The sequence below is a fragment of the Nonomuraea roseoviolacea subsp. carminata genome, assembly GCF_024172185.1.
GTDB classification, from domain to species: domain Bacteria; phylum Actinomycetota; class Actinomycetes; order Streptosporangiales; family Streptosporangiaceae; genus Nonomuraea; species Nonomuraea roseoviolacea.
Window position 1 is genome coordinate 383,281 of sequence record NZ_JAMZEC010000001.1, and the last position, 15,811, is coordinate 399,091.

The following is a 15,811-nucleotide window of genomic DNA, read 5'->3' on the forward strand; positions in this document are numbered from 1 at the left end:
CTGGCCACTCGATTGGTTTCCTTCCGTCGCGACAGATTTGCCCGTAACACCCAATCACTCCCGATCATCACGTTATTCCCCGCGGGTAAGGTTGGGGGCGTGACTCACGCTCGTGGCGAACGCGCGGCCCTGTGCGACCTGCTGGACCGTCTGGGCCCCGACGCCCCGACCCTCTGCGACGGGTGGACCACCTACGACCTGGCCGCCCACCTCGTGCTGCGCGAGCGGCGGCCGGACGCGGCGGCGGGCATCGCGCTCAAGCCGCTGGCCGGCCACACCGCCGCGGTCCAGGAGTCGCTGAAGGCCCGCCACCCGTACCCGGAGCTGGTCGGTCTGGTGCGCAGGCCGGGCGGCGTCTACGGGCTGGTGCCGTTCCTGGACGACGCGGTCAACACGCTGGAGATGTTCGTCCACCACGAGGACGTGCGCCGGGCCCAGCCCAGCTGGGAGCCGCGCACCATGCCCGAGGACCTCGACCGGCTCATGTGGAAGCGCGTGTCGGCCGGCGGGCGGCTGATGCTGCGCCGCTCGCCGGTGGGCGTGGTGCTGCACCGGACGGGCGGCGGCGTGGCGCTCGGCGGCCCGCGGATCGGCCCCAAGGTGGAGGTCACCGGGCCGGCGCCGGAACTGCTGCTGTTCTGCTTCGGGCGGCAGGAGCACGCGCGGGTGGAGCTGACGGGCGACCCCGAGGCGATCTCCCGCCTCAAGAACGCCCACCTCGGCATCTGACTCCCGCCTGAAGCGCGCCCACCTCGGCATCTGATCCGCCGCCGCCCCGCCAGGGGGCGCGCGGGTCAGTCCTCGCCGTAGCGGGTCAGTCCTCGCCGTAGCGGCGCAGCGCGACGTTCGCCTGGGCGAGGCGGCGCAGCGCCGTGAGCAGCGTGTCGCCCATCAGCGTGCCGAGCACCACCACCTCCAGCGTCCGCTCCCGGTCGCCCAGCTCGCCGACGACCCTCATGTCGGCCTCGGCGATCAGCTCGGCGGCCGCCGCGTAGTCGGGCAGCGACGCGAGCATGGCCTCGTGGCCGAGGTCCTCCAGGCTCGCCATCACCCCCACCAGCGTGGCGTACGCGGGGTGCTCGCTCATGTCCTTCCAGCCCCGGCGGGCGCACAGCTCGTCGAGCGCCCGCCGCGCCCGCTCCACGTGCGGCCCGGGCTGCGGCTCCTGGCGGCCGGTGACCATGAGCTGACCGAGCCCGAGCAGGTTGTTGTCGCTGACCTCCGGGTCGTCCAGGTAGCGCACCAGCTCGCCGATGGCGGCGATGCTCAGGCCGCCGTACTCGGCCAGCGCACGGACCAGCTTGAGCCGCCGGACGTGCGCGGGGCCGTACTCGGCCTGGTTGCGGCCCACCGGCCGGCCCGGAGGCAGCAGGCCCTCCCGCAGGTAGTACTTGATCGTCGGGACGGGCACTCCCGTGTCCGTGCTCAGCTCGGCCATGCGCACCTTTGTGGCTCCCCTCTTGTGGACAGTGGAGAGTTTAGCTATAGATAGTAGTAAGTAGCACTATCCGCTATCCAAAGGAGGCGCCATGTCGCGCTGGCACCGGCCGCTGATGGTCTCGACGGGGCTCATGTCCGCCCTCGCCGTGGTGACCGCCGTGGCGCTCGTCCTGGACGACCGCACGCTCGACGGCATGCCCGTCTGGGCCAAGCCGCTCAAGTTCGCGATGTCCGTCGCGGTCTACTCCTTCACCTGGGCCTGGCTGCTGTCGTTACAGCGCCGCGAGCGCCGCTGGGGCCGCATCGCCGGCACCGTCCTCGCCGTGGCGGGGGTCGCCGAGGTCGCCGTCATCACCTTCCAGGCCGCCCGCGCCCACCGCAGCCACTTCAACGCCGCCACGCCGTTCGACGCGGTCCTCTTCGGCGTCATGGGCATGATGATCATCGGGCTGATGGTGGCGAACGTCGTCGCCGCCGTCGCCGTGCTGCTCGACCGGCAGGCCGACGGGCCCTCCACCTGGGCGGTCCGGTTCGGGCTGGCGATCTCGACCCTGGGGCTCGCGAGCGGCGGCCTCATGCTCGGCCCGCGACCCGGCCAGAGCGTCGACGGCGGCGTCATCGGGGCCCACACCGTCGCCGCCGCCGACGGCGGGCCCGGCCTGCCGCTGCTCGGCTGGAGCACCGTCGCCGGCGACCTGCGCGTGCCGCACTTCGTCGGCATGCACGCCCTCCAGCTCCTGCCGCTGCTGCCGCTCGCCCTCGCGGCCCTGTCCCGCCGCTTCCCCGCCCTCGCCCCCGTGCGCGTACGGCAGGGCCTGACGGTCACCGCCGGCGTCGTCTACGCGGGCGTGTTCGGGCTGGTCCTGTGGCAGGCGGAGCGCGGGCAGTCGCTGGTCCACCCCGACGGGCTCACCCTGGCCGCGGCGGGCATCCTGGCCGTGCTGGCGCTCGGTGGCGTGGCGTGGTCCTTCCGCGCCCGCGCCCCGAGGCAGGTCGCCCTGGCCGTCCCCGCTCCCGCGGAGGCCGCCCGGTAACCTGCCGCCGCCCTGACGGAGGCCCCGGCACAGCCGGCCCCCCGCTCGCAGAAACCACCCTCGCAGAAACCGCCCTCAGGGAAACCGCCCTCGCGGAAGCCGCCCTCACGGAAACCGCCCTCGCGGAAACCGTCCGATGACCCGCCGCCTTGTTCGCCCCAGGTCACACGACCACCCGCCGCACGTCGTCCGGCCCCGCCGTCACCGGCGGGGCCGGCGTCCCGTTCCCCGCCCGACCGGAGAGTGACCGATGAGCACCGCGACCCTGTTCGACCTCAGCTTCTACGCCGCCGCGCCGTTCTGGGCCCTGATGATCCTGGCCCCCACCTGGTCGGTCACCCGCAGAGTGGCGGCCTCGCCGCTCATCGTGCTGCCCGCCCTGGCGGTGAACCTCGTCCTGCTGGCCCCGGTGCTCGGCCTGGTCTGGCCGGTCGTCACCCGGCCCTCGCTGGCCGGGCTGACGGCCCTGGTCGCCACCCCCGGAGCCCTGGCCGCCCTGTGGGCGCAGATCATCGCCTGGGACCTGTTCCTCGGCCGGTGGATCTACCTCGACAGCCGGGAGCGGGGCGTGCACCCGCTGCTCATGGCCCCGGTCATGGTGCTGACGATCCTGCTGTCGCCCCTCGGGCTGCCGGTGTACCTCCTGCTGCGCCTGGCATACCGGGGCAACAACTCTGATACCCCCTCGGCTAGTCCCGTGATCCGTACCATGGCGTGAGAAGGAAGCCCCCCGGTTAGGATCAAGAACATCTTCATAGAAGATGCCAGTGATCGCCCAGATCCGGGTATATACGGCTGGGAATGGACTGCAGGAGGCCCCCATGCAGGTCAAGAAGGTAGCCACATACGTGCTCGTGGCCTTTGTGATCTTCTACCTGTTCACCCGGCCGGCCCAGGCCGCGTCCGCGGTCAACGGCGTGTTCGACGGAATCGTCCATGGAGCCAATCAGTTGGCCGTCTTCTTTACCAATGTTCTAGCGTGAGCTGGCCACCTGTCCGCGTCAGACGCTTCCCCGTACCCCCGGAACGTGTTACGCAGACAGGATGAGAGATCGCCTCACCGCCACCAAGGTCAACCAGCCTGATCCCCACGTGCGGCGCATCCTGGAGCGGGCAGAGCTCGAAGGCGTCGAGCTCATCCGCTTCCTGTACGCCGACCACGGAGGCGTGATCCGCGGCAAGGCGGCGTCCCGGTCGCGACTGGCCGAGCGCCTCACCACGGGGATCGGGCACACGGTGGCCATGATGGCGATGAACATGCTCGACCAGTTGCAGGACGTCGAGCACATGGGTCCGGTGGGTGAGGTACGCATCGTCCCGGACCCCTCGACCTACGTCCCGCTCCCGTACGCGCCGGGCGCCGCCGCGATGCTCTCCGATCTGCGGCGGCAGGACGGCTCGGCCTGGGACGCCTGCCCGCGCACCTTCCTCAAGGACGCGATCGAGGCGCTGGCCGCCGAGGGCTACACGCTGATGGCGGCCTTCGAGCCGGAGTTCACGCTGGGACGGCGTCTGCCCGACCCGTCGGGCGGCCCCGACCGGGTCGTGCCGATCGACGACACCCTCTGTTACGCGGGCACCGGTTTCGACACGGCCCACGACTACGCGATCAAGCTCATCCGGGCGCTGGAGACGCAGGGGCTCCGGGTCGAGCACTACCATCCCGAGCTGGGGCCGGGCCAGCAGGAGCTGTCCATCAGGCACGCCCCCGCCCTGCGGGCGGCCGACAACCACGTCCTGTACCGCGAGACCGTGCGCGGCGTCGCGATGCGCATGGCGATGTGGGCCACGCTGGCCCCCAAGCCCCTCCCCGGCGAGGCGGGCAACGGCGCGCACCTGCACCTGTCGCTGTGGCGCGACGGGCGCAACGTCTTCGCCGACGACGGGGATGAGCTGGAGTGCTTCGTCGGCGGGCTGCTCGCCCACCTGCCCGCCCTGACCGCGCTCACCTGCGGCACGGTCAACTCCTTCCGCCGCCTGGCGCCGCGCTCGTGGGCCGGCGCGTACGCCGTCCACGGGCCCGACAACCGGGAGGCGGCGGTACGGATCTGCTCGCCCCTGGGCGAGAGCGGCGAGCCGAACCTGGAGCTCAAGCCGTCCGACTCCTCGGCCAACCCGTACCTGTCGCTCGGGGCGGTCATCCACGCCGGCCTCGACGGACTGCGCCGTAAGCTGGACCCGGGCGAGCCGGTCGGCGTGGACCCCGACACCCGGCCGGGACGCTACCGGCGGCTGCCGACGTCGCTGGACGAGGCGCTCGACGCGCTGGAGGCCGACGAGGTGCTCATGGAGGCGCTCGGCCCGTTGCGGCGCAGCGCCTACCTGGCGGTCAAGCGCTCGGAGGCGGCGGCGTTCGCGACCATGGACGAGGCGTACGAGCTGTTCCACCACATGAAGGTGTTCTGACGCCGCCTCGCCGGACAGTGATCTACGGTGGCGTCATTCCGCTGAACGCGATAGCATTCCATGATTCGGAAAACTCCGGCCACCGGGCCGTCCGAGGAGGAACCGTGAGCGGTACGCAGTCGCCGGTGACCAGCGTCGATCGCGCTCTGCTGATCCTGCAGGAGATCGGCAGGCACAGCAGGGGCATGACCATCGACGAGCTGTCGACCCGGCTGGGGCTGCCCAAGAGCTCGCTGCACCGCCTGCTGGGCGCGCTCAAGCACCGCGGCTTCGCCGCGCAGCCCGATCCCGGCGGGCCGTACTTCCTCGGCACGGAGATGCTCGCGACCGCGTTCCGCTTCTACGAGACCATGGACGTCCGCGCCGTCATCCACCGGCTGCTGCTGCGCCTCAGCGAGGAGTTCGCCGAGACGGTGCACATGGCCACGCTCGACGGCGCCGAGGTCGTCTACCTCGACAAGGTCGAGACGATGCGGGCGATCACGATGACGTCGGTGGTGGGCGGGCGCAACGCCGCGCACGCCACCGGCGTCGGCAAGGCGCTGCTGGCCTGGACCTACCCCACCGACGAGGCGATCAAGGCGTGGGCCGAGCGCCATGGGCCGCTCGCCGCGCCCACCCGGTCCACCATCACCAACCCGGCGAAGCTGGCCGCCCACATGGCGCTGATCCGCGAGCGCGGCTACGCGCTCGACCTGGAGGAGAACGAGCCCAGCGTGCGCTGCGTGGCCGCCCCGGTGTTCATGGGCAAGCCCACGCCCGTGGCCGCGGTGAGCGTGACGGCGCTGAAGGACCGCATGCCTCCGGCCCGCATGGAGGAGATCGGCACGGCCCTGACCAAGGCCATCGCCGAGTTCTGATCATCGTGGTCTGACCACCGGGTTCCCACCATCGAGTTTCTGACCACCGGGCGCCCGACCGGGGCCGTCGCCGCGTTCCGATCCCCCGGCCCGCGACGATGTCCCGCCGCGTTCCGATCTCCCGGCCTGGCGGCGAGGGCTCTCGTCCGCATGGAAGATCGTTCTGCATCATGGAATGAGGTCTGGATGACTGCTCTGAAGTGTCCCCGTGCGGCCGGCCGTTCCCGGAGGGCCCGATGACCAAGGTCTCCGAGCCCGAGATCGTCGCGGTGCCGCCGTCGCGGCTCGGCGAGGGCCCGCGCTGGGACGGGCGCACCGGCACGCTGCTGTGGGTGGACATCCCGCGGGGCCTGGTGCGCCGCCTGGACCCGGCCGACGGCTCCCACGCGGTGCTCGGCGTGGGGCAGCCCGTCGGGGTGGCGGTCCCGCGGGCCGCCGGCGGGCTGGCGCTCGCCGTGCGCGACGGCTTCGCGCTGCTGCGCGAGCCCGCCTGGCAGGAACCGGCCTGGGACGGGCCCACGGACGAAGCGGCGGCGGACGGCCCGCAGGTGGTGGACGCCCTGGAGGTGGTGGACGGCCTGGAGATCGTGGCGCCGGTGACCGCCGCCGAGCGGCCCGGCAACCGCATGAACGACGGCGCCTGCGACCGGGCGGGCCGCTTCTTCGCCGGCACCAAGGCCGAGGACGACACCCCCGGCGCCGGCGCCCTGTACCGGCTCGGCCCCGGCCGCCGCGCGGAGCGGGTGCTCGGCGGCGTCGGCATCTCCAACGGCATCGCCTGGAGCCCGGACGAGCGGCTGTGCTACTACGTGGACACCCTCACCAGCCGGGTGGACGTCTTCGACTACGATCCCGCCTCCGGGCGGCTCGCGGGGCGGCGCACGTTCGCCGAGATCACGCGCGGCATGCCCGACGGCATCACCGTGGACGCGCGGGGCCACGTGTGGGTCGCGCTGTGGGACGGCGGCGCGGTGCTGTGCCTGCGCCCGGACGGGAGCCTGGACCTGACCGTCGAGATCCCCGTCCGCAACGTCACGAGCTGCGCCTTCGGCGGTCCCGGCCTGGACGAGCTGTACGTGACGACCGCATGGGACGGCTCCGCGGGCGGCGAGCTGCTGCGCTGCCGCACCTCCGTCGAGGGCGTCCCCGCCAACCCCTACCGCGACGCCGGCTGAGCGTCCTCCCGGCGCCCCCTTCCCTCTCCGGCGCCGGGCGGGGACACGAGCGCGCCCGCCACGCGGACGACACGCGTGACGGGCGTGGAGGAAGGCGGGGTCTCCAGGGACGCGCGCCCTTCGGGGGACGGCAGGAGGCGGACCGCGCCGGCCGGCCGCAGGATCAGGGCGGCCGGCGGGATGGAGGCTGTCGGTGGGTGGAAGCTGTCGGTGGGTGGAGGCTGTCGGCGGGTGGAGGCTGTCGGCGGGACGCGGGCTTTCGCGGTCAGGGAGCGAGTAACGCCTTGACCGGGGTGGCGCGGCCGTTCATGAGGGCGGTGAACACCTCGGCCCCCTCCTCCAGCGGGAAGGTGTCCACCCAGCTCAGGTCCCACCGCCCGACGAGGTCCACGGCTGCGGCGAAGTCGGCGTCCCGGTAGGCGAAGGAGCCGAGCACCCGCTTCTCGCCCCGCACCAGCGCCGCCGCGTCGAACCCGGCGTCGCTGTCGGCCAGGCCGAGCCAGACCGCGGCCCCTCCGGGGCGCAGCAGGGCCAGCGACTGCTCGTGGGTGACGGCCGCCCCCACCGCGTCGAAGACGACGTCGTACTCGCCCGACAGCCGGGAGACGGCGGCGTCGGCGCCGAGCCGGGAGGCGGCGGCCAGGCGCTCCTCGGAGCGGTCGGCCACCTCGACCCGGGCGGCGCCGCCCGACCTGGCGACCAGCAGGCAGGCCAGGCCGATGGCGCCGGCCCCGATGACGCCCACCCGGGCGCCCGCCGGGGCGCCGGCCAGCTCCCAGGCGTGCACGGCGTTGGCCGCGGGCTCCACGACGCCGGCGGCCGTCCAGCCGAGCGAGTCGGGCACCGGGACGAGGGCCCCGGCGGGCACGGCGACCCGCTCGGCGAACGCGCCGGGCGTGTGGACGCCGACGATGCGCCGCTCCCGGCACACGTTGCCCAGGCCGGCGGCGCACAGGTCGCAGCGCCCGCACGACAGGATCGGGTTGACGACCACCCGGCGCCCGTCGTCGGTGCTGCCGGCGAACTCGTGGCCCATGACCAGCGGCGGGACGCGGAAGCCCGGGGTGCGCACGCCGTGCAGCTCGCTGCCGCAGATGCCGGAGGCGGCCACGTGGACGAGCACCTCGCCTGGGCCGGGCTCGGGCTCGGGCACGTCGCGCATCTCGACGACGCCCGGCGCCGTGAACACCACCGCCCTCATCGGGTGCCGTCCACGACGGGGTTGCGCAGCGCGCCGATGCCTTCCACGCTCACCTCGACCACGTCGCCGGGGCGCAGGGAGCGCGGCGGGTCCATGAAGGCGCCGCAGCCCCACGGGGTGCCGGTGAGCACGACGTCGCCGGGTTCGAGGGTGAAGGAGGCCGAGCAGAACGCCAGCAGCTCGGCGACGCCGAAGAGCATCTCCGCGGTGCTGGAGTCCTGCACGGTCTCGCCGTTGACCACGGTGCGCAGGCGCAGCGCCTGGGGGTCGCCCAGTTCGTCGGGGGTCACGACGACGGGGCCGAGGGGGCAGAAGGTGTCGAGGCTCTTGCCGCGCGTCCACTGGCCGTCGGAGAACTGCAGGTCGCGGGCCGAGACGTCGTTGGCGACGGTGTAGCCGGCGACTGCGGCCAGCGCCTCGGCGGGACCGGCGTGCCGCAGGGGCGTGCCGACGACGGCGGCCAGCTCCACCTCCCAGTCGACGCTGCCGGTCAGATCGGAGTCGATGACGACGGGCTCACCGGGGCCGATCACGCTGGAGGGGAACTTGGCGAACATCAGCGGGCGCGCGGGCTTGTCCATGCCGGTCTCGCGGATGTGGTCGAGGTAGTTGAGGCCGATGGCGACGATCTTGCCCGGCCGCAGCGGCGCCACCGGCACCGCGCCGGGCAGCGGCCCGACGGCGCCGGCGGCGGCCCGCCGCAGCTCCTCGGGACCCCGCGCGAGCAGCGCCTCCAGGGTGACGCCCGCCGGGATGTCGAGGGCGTGCCAGAGCCCGTCCCTCTCCACGGCGGGGAGTCTGGCTCCGTCCCCGACGCGGACCGTTCCTAGCCTCATATCGGTCTTCCTTCTTCTCGTATTCCGTATGACGAAACGCTATTCTGAATTGCTATCAGGACATCATCAGCGCCCGCGAGCTGTCAAGAGGCGCTCCCGCCCCCTCACCCGCCCCGCGAAGACGGCCGACCGCGGGAGCCGATCCGGCCCGGCATCCCTCCGGAGGCCGCCGAAAGTGGCCTCTGCCACAATGTTCCGCAGAACAGAACGCTGGACCATTGAGCGGAACCAATGCTAGCTTCATGCCGTATCCGTGCGGCCGAGAGGACACCGTGTATCCCGAGCTCGACACCCCGGCACTCCTCATCGACCTGGGCGCGGTCCGCGCCAACGTGGCCGAGATGGCGAAGGTGGCCGCCACGCACGGCGTGGCGCTGCGCCCCCACATCAAGACCCACAAGATGCCGGAGCTGGCCCTCATGCAGATCGAGGCCGGGGCGCGCGGCATCACGTGCGCCAAGCTCGGCGAGGCCGAGATCATGGCGGACGCCGGGATCGACGACATCCTGCTCGCCTTCCCGATCTGGGGCGAGCCGAAGACGCGGCGCCTGGAGGCGCTGCGCGAGCGCGCCACGGTGCGCGTCAGCCTCGACTCCCCCGAGGTGGCCGCCGGCCTGGGCCGGCTCGGCCTGCGCACCGGCTCGCCCGTCGAGGTGCTGGTGGAGGTCGACACCGGCCAGCACCGGCTGGGCCGCCCGCCCGGCCGCCCCACCGCCGACCTGGTCGCCGAGATCGCGGCGATCCCCGGCGTCGAGGTCGTCGGGCTGCTCACCCTGGCCGGACACGCCTACCACGCGCGCACGCCCGCCGAGCTGGCCGAGGTCTCGCGGCGCGAGGGCACCGACCTGGTCGCCACCGCCGAGCTGTGCGCCCGCGACGGCATCGAGCTGCGCGAGATCAGCGTCGGCAGCACCCCCACCGCCCGGCACGTCGCCGGGGTCGCCGGGGTGACCGAGATCCGGCCCGGCACCTACATCTTCAACGACACCGCCATGATCCGCCTGGGCGTCGCCACCGAGGAGAGCGCGGCCTCGCGCGTGCTGGCCACCGTCATCGCCCGCCCCTCCCCCGACCGGGTCGTGCTGGACGCCGGCACCAAGTGCCTCACCTCCGACAACGCCGGCTCGCCCGGCTGGATCCGGGCCGCCGGCATCCCGTGGCTGAGCATGGACTTCCTCAACGAGGAGCACGCCGTCGCCCGGCTCGACCCGGAGCACGCCCACGACGGCGAGCTGCCGGTCGGCACCCGGGTACAGCTCATCCCGGGGCACGCCTGCACCGTCACGAACCTGTTCGACGTGGCGTGCGGTGTCGAGGACGGCCGGGTCGTCACCGAGCTGCGCGTCGCCGCCCGCGGCGCCGTGCGCTGAGCACAGAGCGGCCGCCGAAGGGCGCCGAGCAGGAGAAGGGATCGTCATGCGTGGACTTGCGGGCAAGAGGGTGCTGGTCAGCGGGGGCAGCAGCGGCATCGGCGCCGCCACGGCCCGGCGCTTCCTCGAGGAGGGCTCCCGCGTCGTGATCGGCGGGCTGGACCCCCACGAGGTGGAGCGGGCCGTGGCCGAGCTGGCGCCGCTGGGCGAGGTGAGCGGCCTGGCCGGCGACGTCAGCTCCGAGGCCGACGCGACCGGCCTGGTCGACGGCGCCGCCACCGCGCTCGGCGGGCTGGACGTGCTGGTCAACAACGCCGGCACCGCCTGGCGCGAGCCGTTCCTGGAGATCACGCCGGAGCACTGGGACCGGGTCATCGCGGTCAACCTGCGCGGCATGTTCCTCGTCGCCCAGGCCGCCGCGCGGCTGCTGGTGGCGCAGGGCCGCGGCGGGGTGATCCTCAACATGTCCTCCACGAACGGGATCGGAGGGGAGGGCGACTACGCCCACTACAACGCCTCCAAGGCCGGCGTGCTGCTGCTGACGAAGACCATGGCGGTCGAGCTGGGCCGCCACGGGATCCGGGTCAACGCGCTGTGCCCCGGCTACATCCGCACCCCGCTCAACTCCGCCATCGCGGCGGGTCTCGAGGGGGACTTCGTCTCCGCGTACGAGCGCGACCACATCCCGCTCGGCCGGGCCGGGCTGGCCGAGGAGGTCGCCGCCGCTTACGCGTTCCTCGCCTCCGACGACGCGGCGTTCGTGCACGGGACCGAGCTCGTCATCGACGGCGGCCAGCTCGCCGTCATGTGACCCCGTGCGGGCGGTGAGAGCCGCCCGCACGGGACCTCGTCCCTATCCCTTGACCGCGCCGGTCAGCGCCTGGATGAAGCGGCGCTGGCCGAACAGGAAGACGCCGAGCACCGGCAGCGTGGTGAGCACCGTCCCGGCCATGACGGCCGGCCAGTCGGCGCGGTGCTGGCCCTGGAACGTGGTCAGCCCCACCTGCACCGTGTACTTCGCCTCCGAGTTGATGACCACCAGCGGCCAGAACAGGTCGTTCCAGGCCGTGATGAAGGTGATGACGGCCAGCGCGGCCAGGGCCGGCTTGGCCACCGGCAGCACCACCCGGAAGAACACGGCGAAGCGCGAGCAGCCGTCGATGCGGCCGGCCTCCTCCAGCTCCTTGGGGAAGGACTGGAAGAACGACGTCATCAGGTAGATGCCCACCGCCGAGCTGAGCTGGGGCACGATCAGCGCGCCCAGCGTGTCGGTCAGCCCGACCTTGTTGAAGATGAGGAACGTCGGGATGACGGTGAGCTGGAACGGGATCAGCGCCGTGGCGATGACCAGGACGAGCACGAGCCGCGAGCCGACGAACCTGATGCGCGCGAAGGCGTAGCCGGCCATGCCGCACAGCACCACCTGGGCCACCACGATGGTCCCGGAGACCAGCACGCTGTTGAGGAACCAGCGCGGGAAGTTCGACCCCTCCAGCACCCGCTGGTAGCCGCCCAGGTCGACGGCGTCGGGCCAGATCGGCGGCGGGAACCGGTTGAGCTCCGCCTGCGTCATCAGCGAGCTGAGCACCATCCACACGAAGGGCAGCACGGTGACGAGCGACATGGGGGCCAGCACCAGGTGCCAGCCGCTGGGAAGCCGGCGCCGCTTCATCGCGTCGCTCCCTTGCGCCGGGCGAGCAGCATGCCGGCCACGATCAGCACGAGCGTGCCGACGAACAGCACGTACGCCACCGCCGCGCCGTACCCGGCGGTGAAGTAGGTGAAGGCGAGCTGCCAGACGTAGTAGACGATGGTCACGGTCGCGTTGGCCGGGCCGCCCTTCGTGGTCGTCATGACCAGGTCGAAGAACTGCAGCACGTCGATCATGCCCCAGACCGCCAGGAAGACCGTCATGTGCCGCACCGACGGCACGATGACGTGCCGGAAGGTCGCCCACCGTCCGGCGCCGTCGATGGCGGCGGCCTCCACGACCTCCTTGCTGATCTCCTGGAGCGCCGCCAGGTAGATGACCACCGAGAACCCGAACCGCGTCCAGAAGAAGATCACGGTCAGCACGAGCATGGCCTGCGACGGGCTGCTCAGCAGCCCCTGGGCGGGCAGGCCCAGCTTGACCAGCAGGCCGTTGAACAGGCCGAAGTCGCGGTCGAAAATGTAGCCCATGAGCAGGCCGGCCGCGGTGGCCGAGGCGACGTACGGCACGAGGAAGCAGGTGCGGTAGAACCCGATGCCGCGCACCTTGCGGTTGAGCAGCACCGCCACGGCCAGGCCCGCGGCCAGCGAGGCCGGCAGGTACAGGAGCAGCAGCAGCGCGGTGTTGCGCAGCGCCTGGTGGAAGACCGGGTCGGCGACCAGCGCCCGGTAGTTCTCCAGCCCCACGTTGCGGCCCGGCGACATGAGGTCGGAGTCCGTGAACGACAGGGCCAGCGCCCACGCCATCGGCACCAGCGAGAAGCCGAGGATGATCAGCGTGGCGGGCCCGGCGAAGGTCCACCCGGTGATGTTGTCGGCGAGCCTGCGCCGGTCGGGCGGCGTGGAGTGGCGTGAGGCCCGGCTCAGGGCCGTCGCGGTGCTCGTCATGAGCCCGGCACGGCGAGCGCCGCGTCCGTCTTGGCGGCGGCCTCGTCCAGCGCCGACTTGGCGTCGGCCCGGCCGAGCAGGGTCCTGGCGATGGCGTCGGCGACGAACGACGAGATCCGCGGGTAGGACGTGGTCGGCGGGCGCACGCGCTTGGCGTTGGCCAGGTTGCCGGAGATGACGTCGATGCCGGGGTACTTCTTCAGGTAGGCGTCGTAGCCGGGCTGCTGCGCGATCGACGCCCGGATCGGCAGGGAGCCGGTGTCCTTCATCCACCGGAGCTGCTGTTCGGGCGCGGTGAGCCAGGTGAGGAACGCGGCCGACGCCTTGACCCGCCGCTCGTCGTGCTCGAAGACCGTCCAGGTGTCGGGGCCGGAGATGGTCTCGTGGTTGCCCGCGGTGCCCGGGAGCTGCACCACGCCGTAGTCCACCCCGGCCGCCTGGAGGTCGGGCAGCACCCACGGGCCGGACAGGAAGAACGCGAGGCGTCCCGACTCGAACAGCTTCTGGCCCTTCTCGGCCGGGCTGGAGTCGAGGTAGACGGACTTGTCGTCCACCGCCATGGAGCGCAGCAGGTCGAGCGAGCGCCGGCCGGCCTCGGAGTTGAAGGCCGCCTTCTTGTTGTCGGCCGTGAGGATCTCACCGCCGGCCTGCCACACCAGCGGCCACAGGCCCCACACCGCCTCCTCGCCGCCGCTGATGGCCCACGTGGTGCCGAAGATCCCCTTCTGGGCGTCGGTGGCCCGCTTGGACATGGCGCGGAAGTCGTCCCACGTCCAGTCCTTCGACGGCGGCTTGAGGCCCGCCTTGGCCAGCAGCTTCTTGTTGTAGAGGACGACCATGTTGTCGACCACCGCGGGGAAGCCGATGATCTTCCCGCCGACGGTGACCGTCGCGCGCTCGCTGGCCCAGAAGTCCTCCCACTTCACCGCCGGGTCCTTGATGTACGGGGTGAGGTCGGCGGTCTTGGGGTTGCGCGCGATGTTGGGCGCCCACGAGCCGTACAGGTAGGCGATGTCGGGGTGGGCGTCCGAGGTGAGCGCCGCGGTGATCTTGGGCAGCATGCCGTCGGCCGTGACGCCGCCGGAGGTGATCTGCACCTTGACGTCCGTGTGCGTCTGGTTGTACTCGGCGACGAGCCGCTCGATGGACTTGGCGGAGGTGTCCTCCTGGCCGTGCCACATGAGGATCTCCACGGGCCCGCCGGCCTTCTGCTCCGTCCCGTCGCCGCCGCACGCGGCCAGCACGGCGGGCAGGAGCAGGGCGGCGGCCGCGGCGGTCACTGCGCGTCTCATCGGATCCCCTCGGGAAGCAGGGCGCCATGGGCGGCGATCATCTCGTCCACCATGTCGTGGATCTGCTGGAGCGTGAGCGTGGCGGAGGTGTTGGGGTCGAGCATGGCCGCGTGGTAGACGTGGTCGCGGCGGCCTTCGAGGGCGGCGCGCACGGTCAGCTCGCCGACGTTGAGGAAGGTCTGGTTGAGCGCGGCGAGCTGGGGCGGCAGGTCGCCGATCCGGGTGGGGCGCATGCCGGCCCGGTCCACGACGCACGGCACCTCGACGCAGGCGGCCGCGGGCAGGTTGCCGATCAGGCCGCCGTTGCGGACGTTGCCGTGGACGATCCTGCGGGTGCCCGTCTCGATCGAGTGGATGACCTCCGAGGCCAGCTCCATGGCGGGCTCGATCTCCACGCCCTCGCCGGCGGCCAGCCGCCGGCGAGTCTCCTCGAAGGTGTCGACGTTCTCCCGCGACCACTGGAGGTAGATCTCGACGGGGATGCGCAGGCGCTCCACCTCGGCGTCGTGGTGCAGGAACCAGGGCAGGTACTCGGAGCCGTGCTCGCTGGACTCGGTGGGGAAGTGCCCCAGCCGGCGGTACATCTCCACCCGCACGGTACGGCGCAGCTCGGGGTCGTTCGCGATGACCTGGTCCAGCACCGGGTAGAGGTTCTCGCCGCCGCGCTCGAAGGTCAGCACGAACGCCTGGTGGTTGACCCCGGCGGTGACAAACGAGATCTCCTCCTCCGGCACGCCGACGAGGGAGGCCAGGCGGGCCTCGGTGTCGCGCACGGAGTGGCACAGGCCGACGACCCGGTCGAACGAGCTGCCCTCGTAGACGGCCCGCGGGATCATCGACATCGGGTTGGTGTAGCTGAGCAGCAGCGCGTGCGGGGCGAGCTCGGCCAGGTCCTCGCCGAGCCCCACCATGACGGGGATGGTGCGCAGGGCGCGGAAGATGCCGCCGATGCCGAGCGTGTCGCCGATCGTCTGGCGCAGGCCGTAGCGGCGCGGGATCTCGAAGTCGCGCACGGTGGCGGCGTGGCCGCCGACGGCGATCTCGTTGATCACGTAGTCGGCGCCGTCCACGGCGGCGCGCCGGTCGAGGTGGGCCTCCACCTTCGCGCCGAGGCGGAGCTCGCCCACCATCCAGGTGGCCATGGCCTCGGCTGTGGCCAGCCGGTCGGCGTCGATGTCATGCAGGACGAGGGTGGACTCCCCCAGTTCTGGAAATGTCAGGATGTCCGAGAGGACATTCTTGGTGAATTCGACGCTGCCGGCGCCGATGAACACGATGCGTGCCATGGGGCTGTTCCCTTGCGGAGCACGGCGGGCCCGAGGGCCCGCTGAAGTGGCGAGTATAGCCTTGTGTCTGTTTTGTTGATGATCATTCCGTTCAACGGAACGCCGATCAGGAGAGGAGGTGCGCCGCCTAGCGCTCTCCGCTCTTTCCCCGCGGTCCCGTCCGCAGTGATCTCGCAGGTGACGCGCGGCCGGGGCGAGGTGGCCGGGCGTCCCGGCGGAGTCGTCTCTGCCGCATGGCGCCTGTTCCGTATCGCAGAATGCAGTTCTGAATTGGGAATAGGACACCATCCCGGCATGCGACTGTCAACCCTCC

The 15,811-nt window shown here is 72.1% G+C and carries 16 protein-coding genes; 9 read left to right on the plus strand and 7 right to left on the minus strand.

The features are described 5' to 3' along the window. The first annotated feature begins 99 nt into the window (after positions 1–99). Complete coding sequence (locus HD595_RS01725; RefSeq protein WP_253765202.1) at positions 100–729, plus strand: TIGR03085 family metal-binding protein; 630 nt, start codon at positions 100–102, stop codon at positions 727–729. A gap of 85 nt (positions 730–814) precedes the next feature. Here the strand turns inward: HD595_RS01725 and HD595_RS01730 are convergent, their stop codons facing one another. Next, the gene (locus HD595_RS01730) at positions 815–1,438 is read right to left on the minus strand and encodes a MerR family transcriptional regulator (RefSeq protein ID WP_253765204.1); all 624 of its coding nucleotides are present in this window, start codon (positions 1,436–1,438) and stop codon (positions 815–817) included. Between the two features lie 91 nt (positions 1,439–1,529). Between HD595_RS01730 and HD595_RS01735 the strand changes: the two genes are divergently transcribed. The 6 genes from HD595_RS01735 to HD595_RS01760 all read left to right on the plus strand — a co-directional run bounded on the left by HD595_RS01735 (position 1,530) and on the right by HD595_RS01760 (position 6,915). Then, positions 1,530–2,474, plus strand: a complete 945-nt coding sequence (locus HD595_RS01735) for a hypothetical protein (RefSeq protein WP_253765205.1) — start codon at positions 1,530–1,532, stop codon at positions 2,472–2,474. 250 nt (positions 2,475–2,724) lie between these two features. Beyond that, positions 2,725–3,192: an ABA4-like family protein gene (locus HD595_RS01740; protein WP_253765206.1), complete on the plus strand. Its 468-nt coding sequence runs from the start codon at positions 2,725–2,727 to the stop codon at positions 3,190–3,192. Between the two features lie 103 nt (positions 3,193–3,295). Beyond that, positions 3,296–3,457, plus strand: a complete 162-nt coding sequence (locus tag HD595_RS01745; protein ID WP_175588658.1) for a hypothetical protein — start codon at positions 3,296–3,298, stop codon at positions 3,455–3,457. A gap of 61 nt (positions 3,458–3,518) precedes the next feature. Next, a complete protein-coding gene (locus HD595_RS01750) occupies positions 3,519–4,880 on the plus strand; it encodes a glutamine synthetase family protein (RefSeq protein ID WP_253765207.1) in 1,362 nt (453 codons plus the stop codon). Between the two features lie 104 nt (positions 4,881–4,984). Then, complete coding sequence (locus HD595_RS01755) at positions 4,985–5,740, plus strand: IclR family transcriptional regulator (protein ID WP_175599290.1); 756 nt, start codon at positions 4,985–4,987, stop codon at positions 5,738–5,740. A gap of 236 nt (positions 5,741–5,976) precedes the next feature. After that, positions 5,977–6,915: an SMP-30/gluconolactonase/LRE family protein gene (locus HD595_RS01760; protein ID WP_253765208.1), complete on the plus strand. Its 939-nt coding sequence runs from the start codon at positions 5,977–5,979 to the stop codon at positions 6,913–6,915. A 265-nt stretch (positions 6,916–7,180) separates the two neighbouring features. Here HD595_RS01760 and HD595_RS01765 read toward each other — a convergent pair whose 3' ends face one another. Both HD595_RS01765 and HD595_RS01770 read right to left on the minus strand, forming a co-directional pair. Continuing rightward, positions 7,181–8,116 (minus strand): zinc-binding dehydrogenase, encoded by a 936-nt coding sequence (locus HD595_RS01765; RefSeq protein WP_253765210.1) that lies wholly within the window; start codon positions 8,114–8,116, stop codon positions 7,181–7,183. Further along, the gene (locus tag HD595_RS01770) at positions 8,113–8,904 is read right to left on the minus strand and encodes a fumarylacetoacetate hydrolase family protein (protein ID WP_253765211.1); all 792 of its coding nucleotides are present in this window, start codon (positions 8,902–8,904) and stop codon (positions 8,113–8,115) included. Before HD595_RS01770 ends, HD595_RS01765 begins: the two co-directional genes overlap by 4 nt. Before the next feature lie 290 nt (positions 8,905–9,194). On the opposite strand from HD595_RS01770, the gene HD595_RS01775 reads away from it, so the two are divergent. Both HD595_RS01775 and HD595_RS01780 read left to right on the plus strand, forming a co-directional pair. After that, positions 9,195–10,322 carry an alanine racemase gene (locus HD595_RS01775; RefSeq protein ID WP_253765212.1) on the plus strand — a complete coding sequence of 376 codons (1,128 nt, stop codon included), beginning with the start codon at positions 9,195–9,197 and terminating at the stop codon, positions 10,320–10,322. Between the two features lie 46 nt (positions 10,323–10,368). After that, positions 10,369–11,133: an SDR family NAD(P)-dependent oxidoreductase gene (locus tag HD595_RS01780; protein ID WP_253765213.1), complete on the plus strand. Its 765-nt coding sequence runs from the start codon at positions 10,369–10,371 to the stop codon at positions 11,131–11,133. 42 nt (positions 11,134–11,175) lie between these two features. On the opposite strand, the gene HD595_RS01785 is transcribed toward HD595_RS01780, so the two are convergent. From HD595_RS01785 to melA, 4 genes are read right to left on the minus strand one after another with little or no spacing between them, the layout of a single operon-like run. Next, on the minus strand, positions 11,176–11,994 hold the full coding sequence (locus HD595_RS01785) for a carbohydrate ABC transporter permease (protein WP_253765214.1): 819 nt from the start codon (positions 11,992–11,994) through the stop codon (positions 11,176–11,178). Further along, a complete protein-coding gene (locus HD595_RS01790) occupies positions 11,991–12,920 on the minus strand; it encodes a carbohydrate ABC transporter permease (protein WP_253765215.1) in 930 nt (309 codons plus the stop codon). Before HD595_RS01790 ends, HD595_RS01785 begins: the two co-directional genes overlap by 4 nt. After that, positions 12,917–14,212, minus strand: coding sequence for an ABC transporter substrate-binding protein (locus HD595_RS01795; RefSeq protein WP_253765216.1), 1,296 nt, complete (start codon positions 14,210–14,212; stop codon positions 12,917–12,919). The genes HD595_RS01790 and HD595_RS01795 overlap by 4 nt, the downstream gene beginning before the upstream one ends. Further along, positions 14,209–15,498: an alpha-glucosidase/alpha-galactosidase gene (gene melA, locus HD595_RS01800; RefSeq protein WP_253765217.1), complete on the minus strand. Its 1,290-nt coding sequence runs from the start codon at positions 15,496–15,498 to the stop codon at positions 14,209–14,211. The genes HD595_RS01795 and melA overlap by 4 nt, the downstream gene beginning before the upstream one ends. Positions 15,499–15,811 lie beyond the last annotated feature (313 nt).

Bases quoted from the DNA above. Each gene is read 5' to 3' on its own strand.
- HD595_RS01735 (WP_253765205.1), top strand. From the start codon at position 1,530: ATGTCGCGCTGGCACCGGCCGCTGATGGTCTCGACGGGGCTCATGTCC.
- HD595_RS01790 (WP_253765215.1), bottom strand. From the start codon at position 12,920: ATGACGAGCACCGCGACGGCCCTGAGCCGGGCCTCACGCCACTCCACG.
- HD595_RS01740 (WP_253765206.1), top strand. From the start codon at position 2,725: ATGAGCACCGCGACCCTGTTCGACCTCAGCTTCTACGCCGCCGCGCCG.
- HD595_RS01745 (WP_175588658.1), top strand. From the start codon at position 3,296: ATGCAGGTCAAGAAGGTAGCCACATACGTGCTCGTGGCCTTTGTGATC.
- HD595_RS01780 (WP_253765213.1), top strand. From the start codon at position 10,369: ATGCGTGGACTTGCGGGCAAGAGGGTGCTGGTCAGCGGGGGCAGCAGC.
- melA (WP_253765217.1), bottom strand. From the start codon at position 15,498: ATGGCACGCATCGTGTTCATCGGCGCCGGCAGCGTCGAATTCACCAAG.
- HD595_RS01765 (WP_253765210.1), bottom strand. From the start codon at position 8,116: ATGAGGGCGGTGGTGTTCACGGCGCCGGGCGTCGTCGAGATGCGCGAC.
- HD595_RS01730 (WP_253765204.1), bottom strand. From the start codon at position 1,438: ATGGCCGAGCTGAGCACGGACACGGGAGTGCCCGTCCCGACGATCAAG.
- HD595_RS01775 (WP_253765212.1), top strand. From the start codon at position 9,195: ATGCCGTATCCGTGCGGCCGAGAGGACACCGTGTATCCCGAGCTCGAC.
- HD595_RS01760 (WP_253765208.1), top strand. From the start codon at position 5,977: ATGACCAAGGTCTCCGAGCCCGAGATCGTCGCGGTGCCGCCGTCGCGG.
- HD595_RS01795 (WP_253765216.1), bottom strand. From the start codon at position 14,212: ATGAGACGCGCAGTGACCGCCGCGGCCGCCGCCCTGCTCCTGCCCGCC.
- HD595_RS01785 (WP_253765214.1), bottom strand. From the start codon at position 11,994: ATGAAGCGGCGCCGGCTTCCCAGCGGCTGGCACCTGGTGCTGGCCCCC.
- HD595_RS01750 (WP_253765207.1), top strand. From the start codon at position 3,519: ATGAGAGATCGCCTCACCGCCACCAAGGTCAACCAGCCTGATCCCCAC.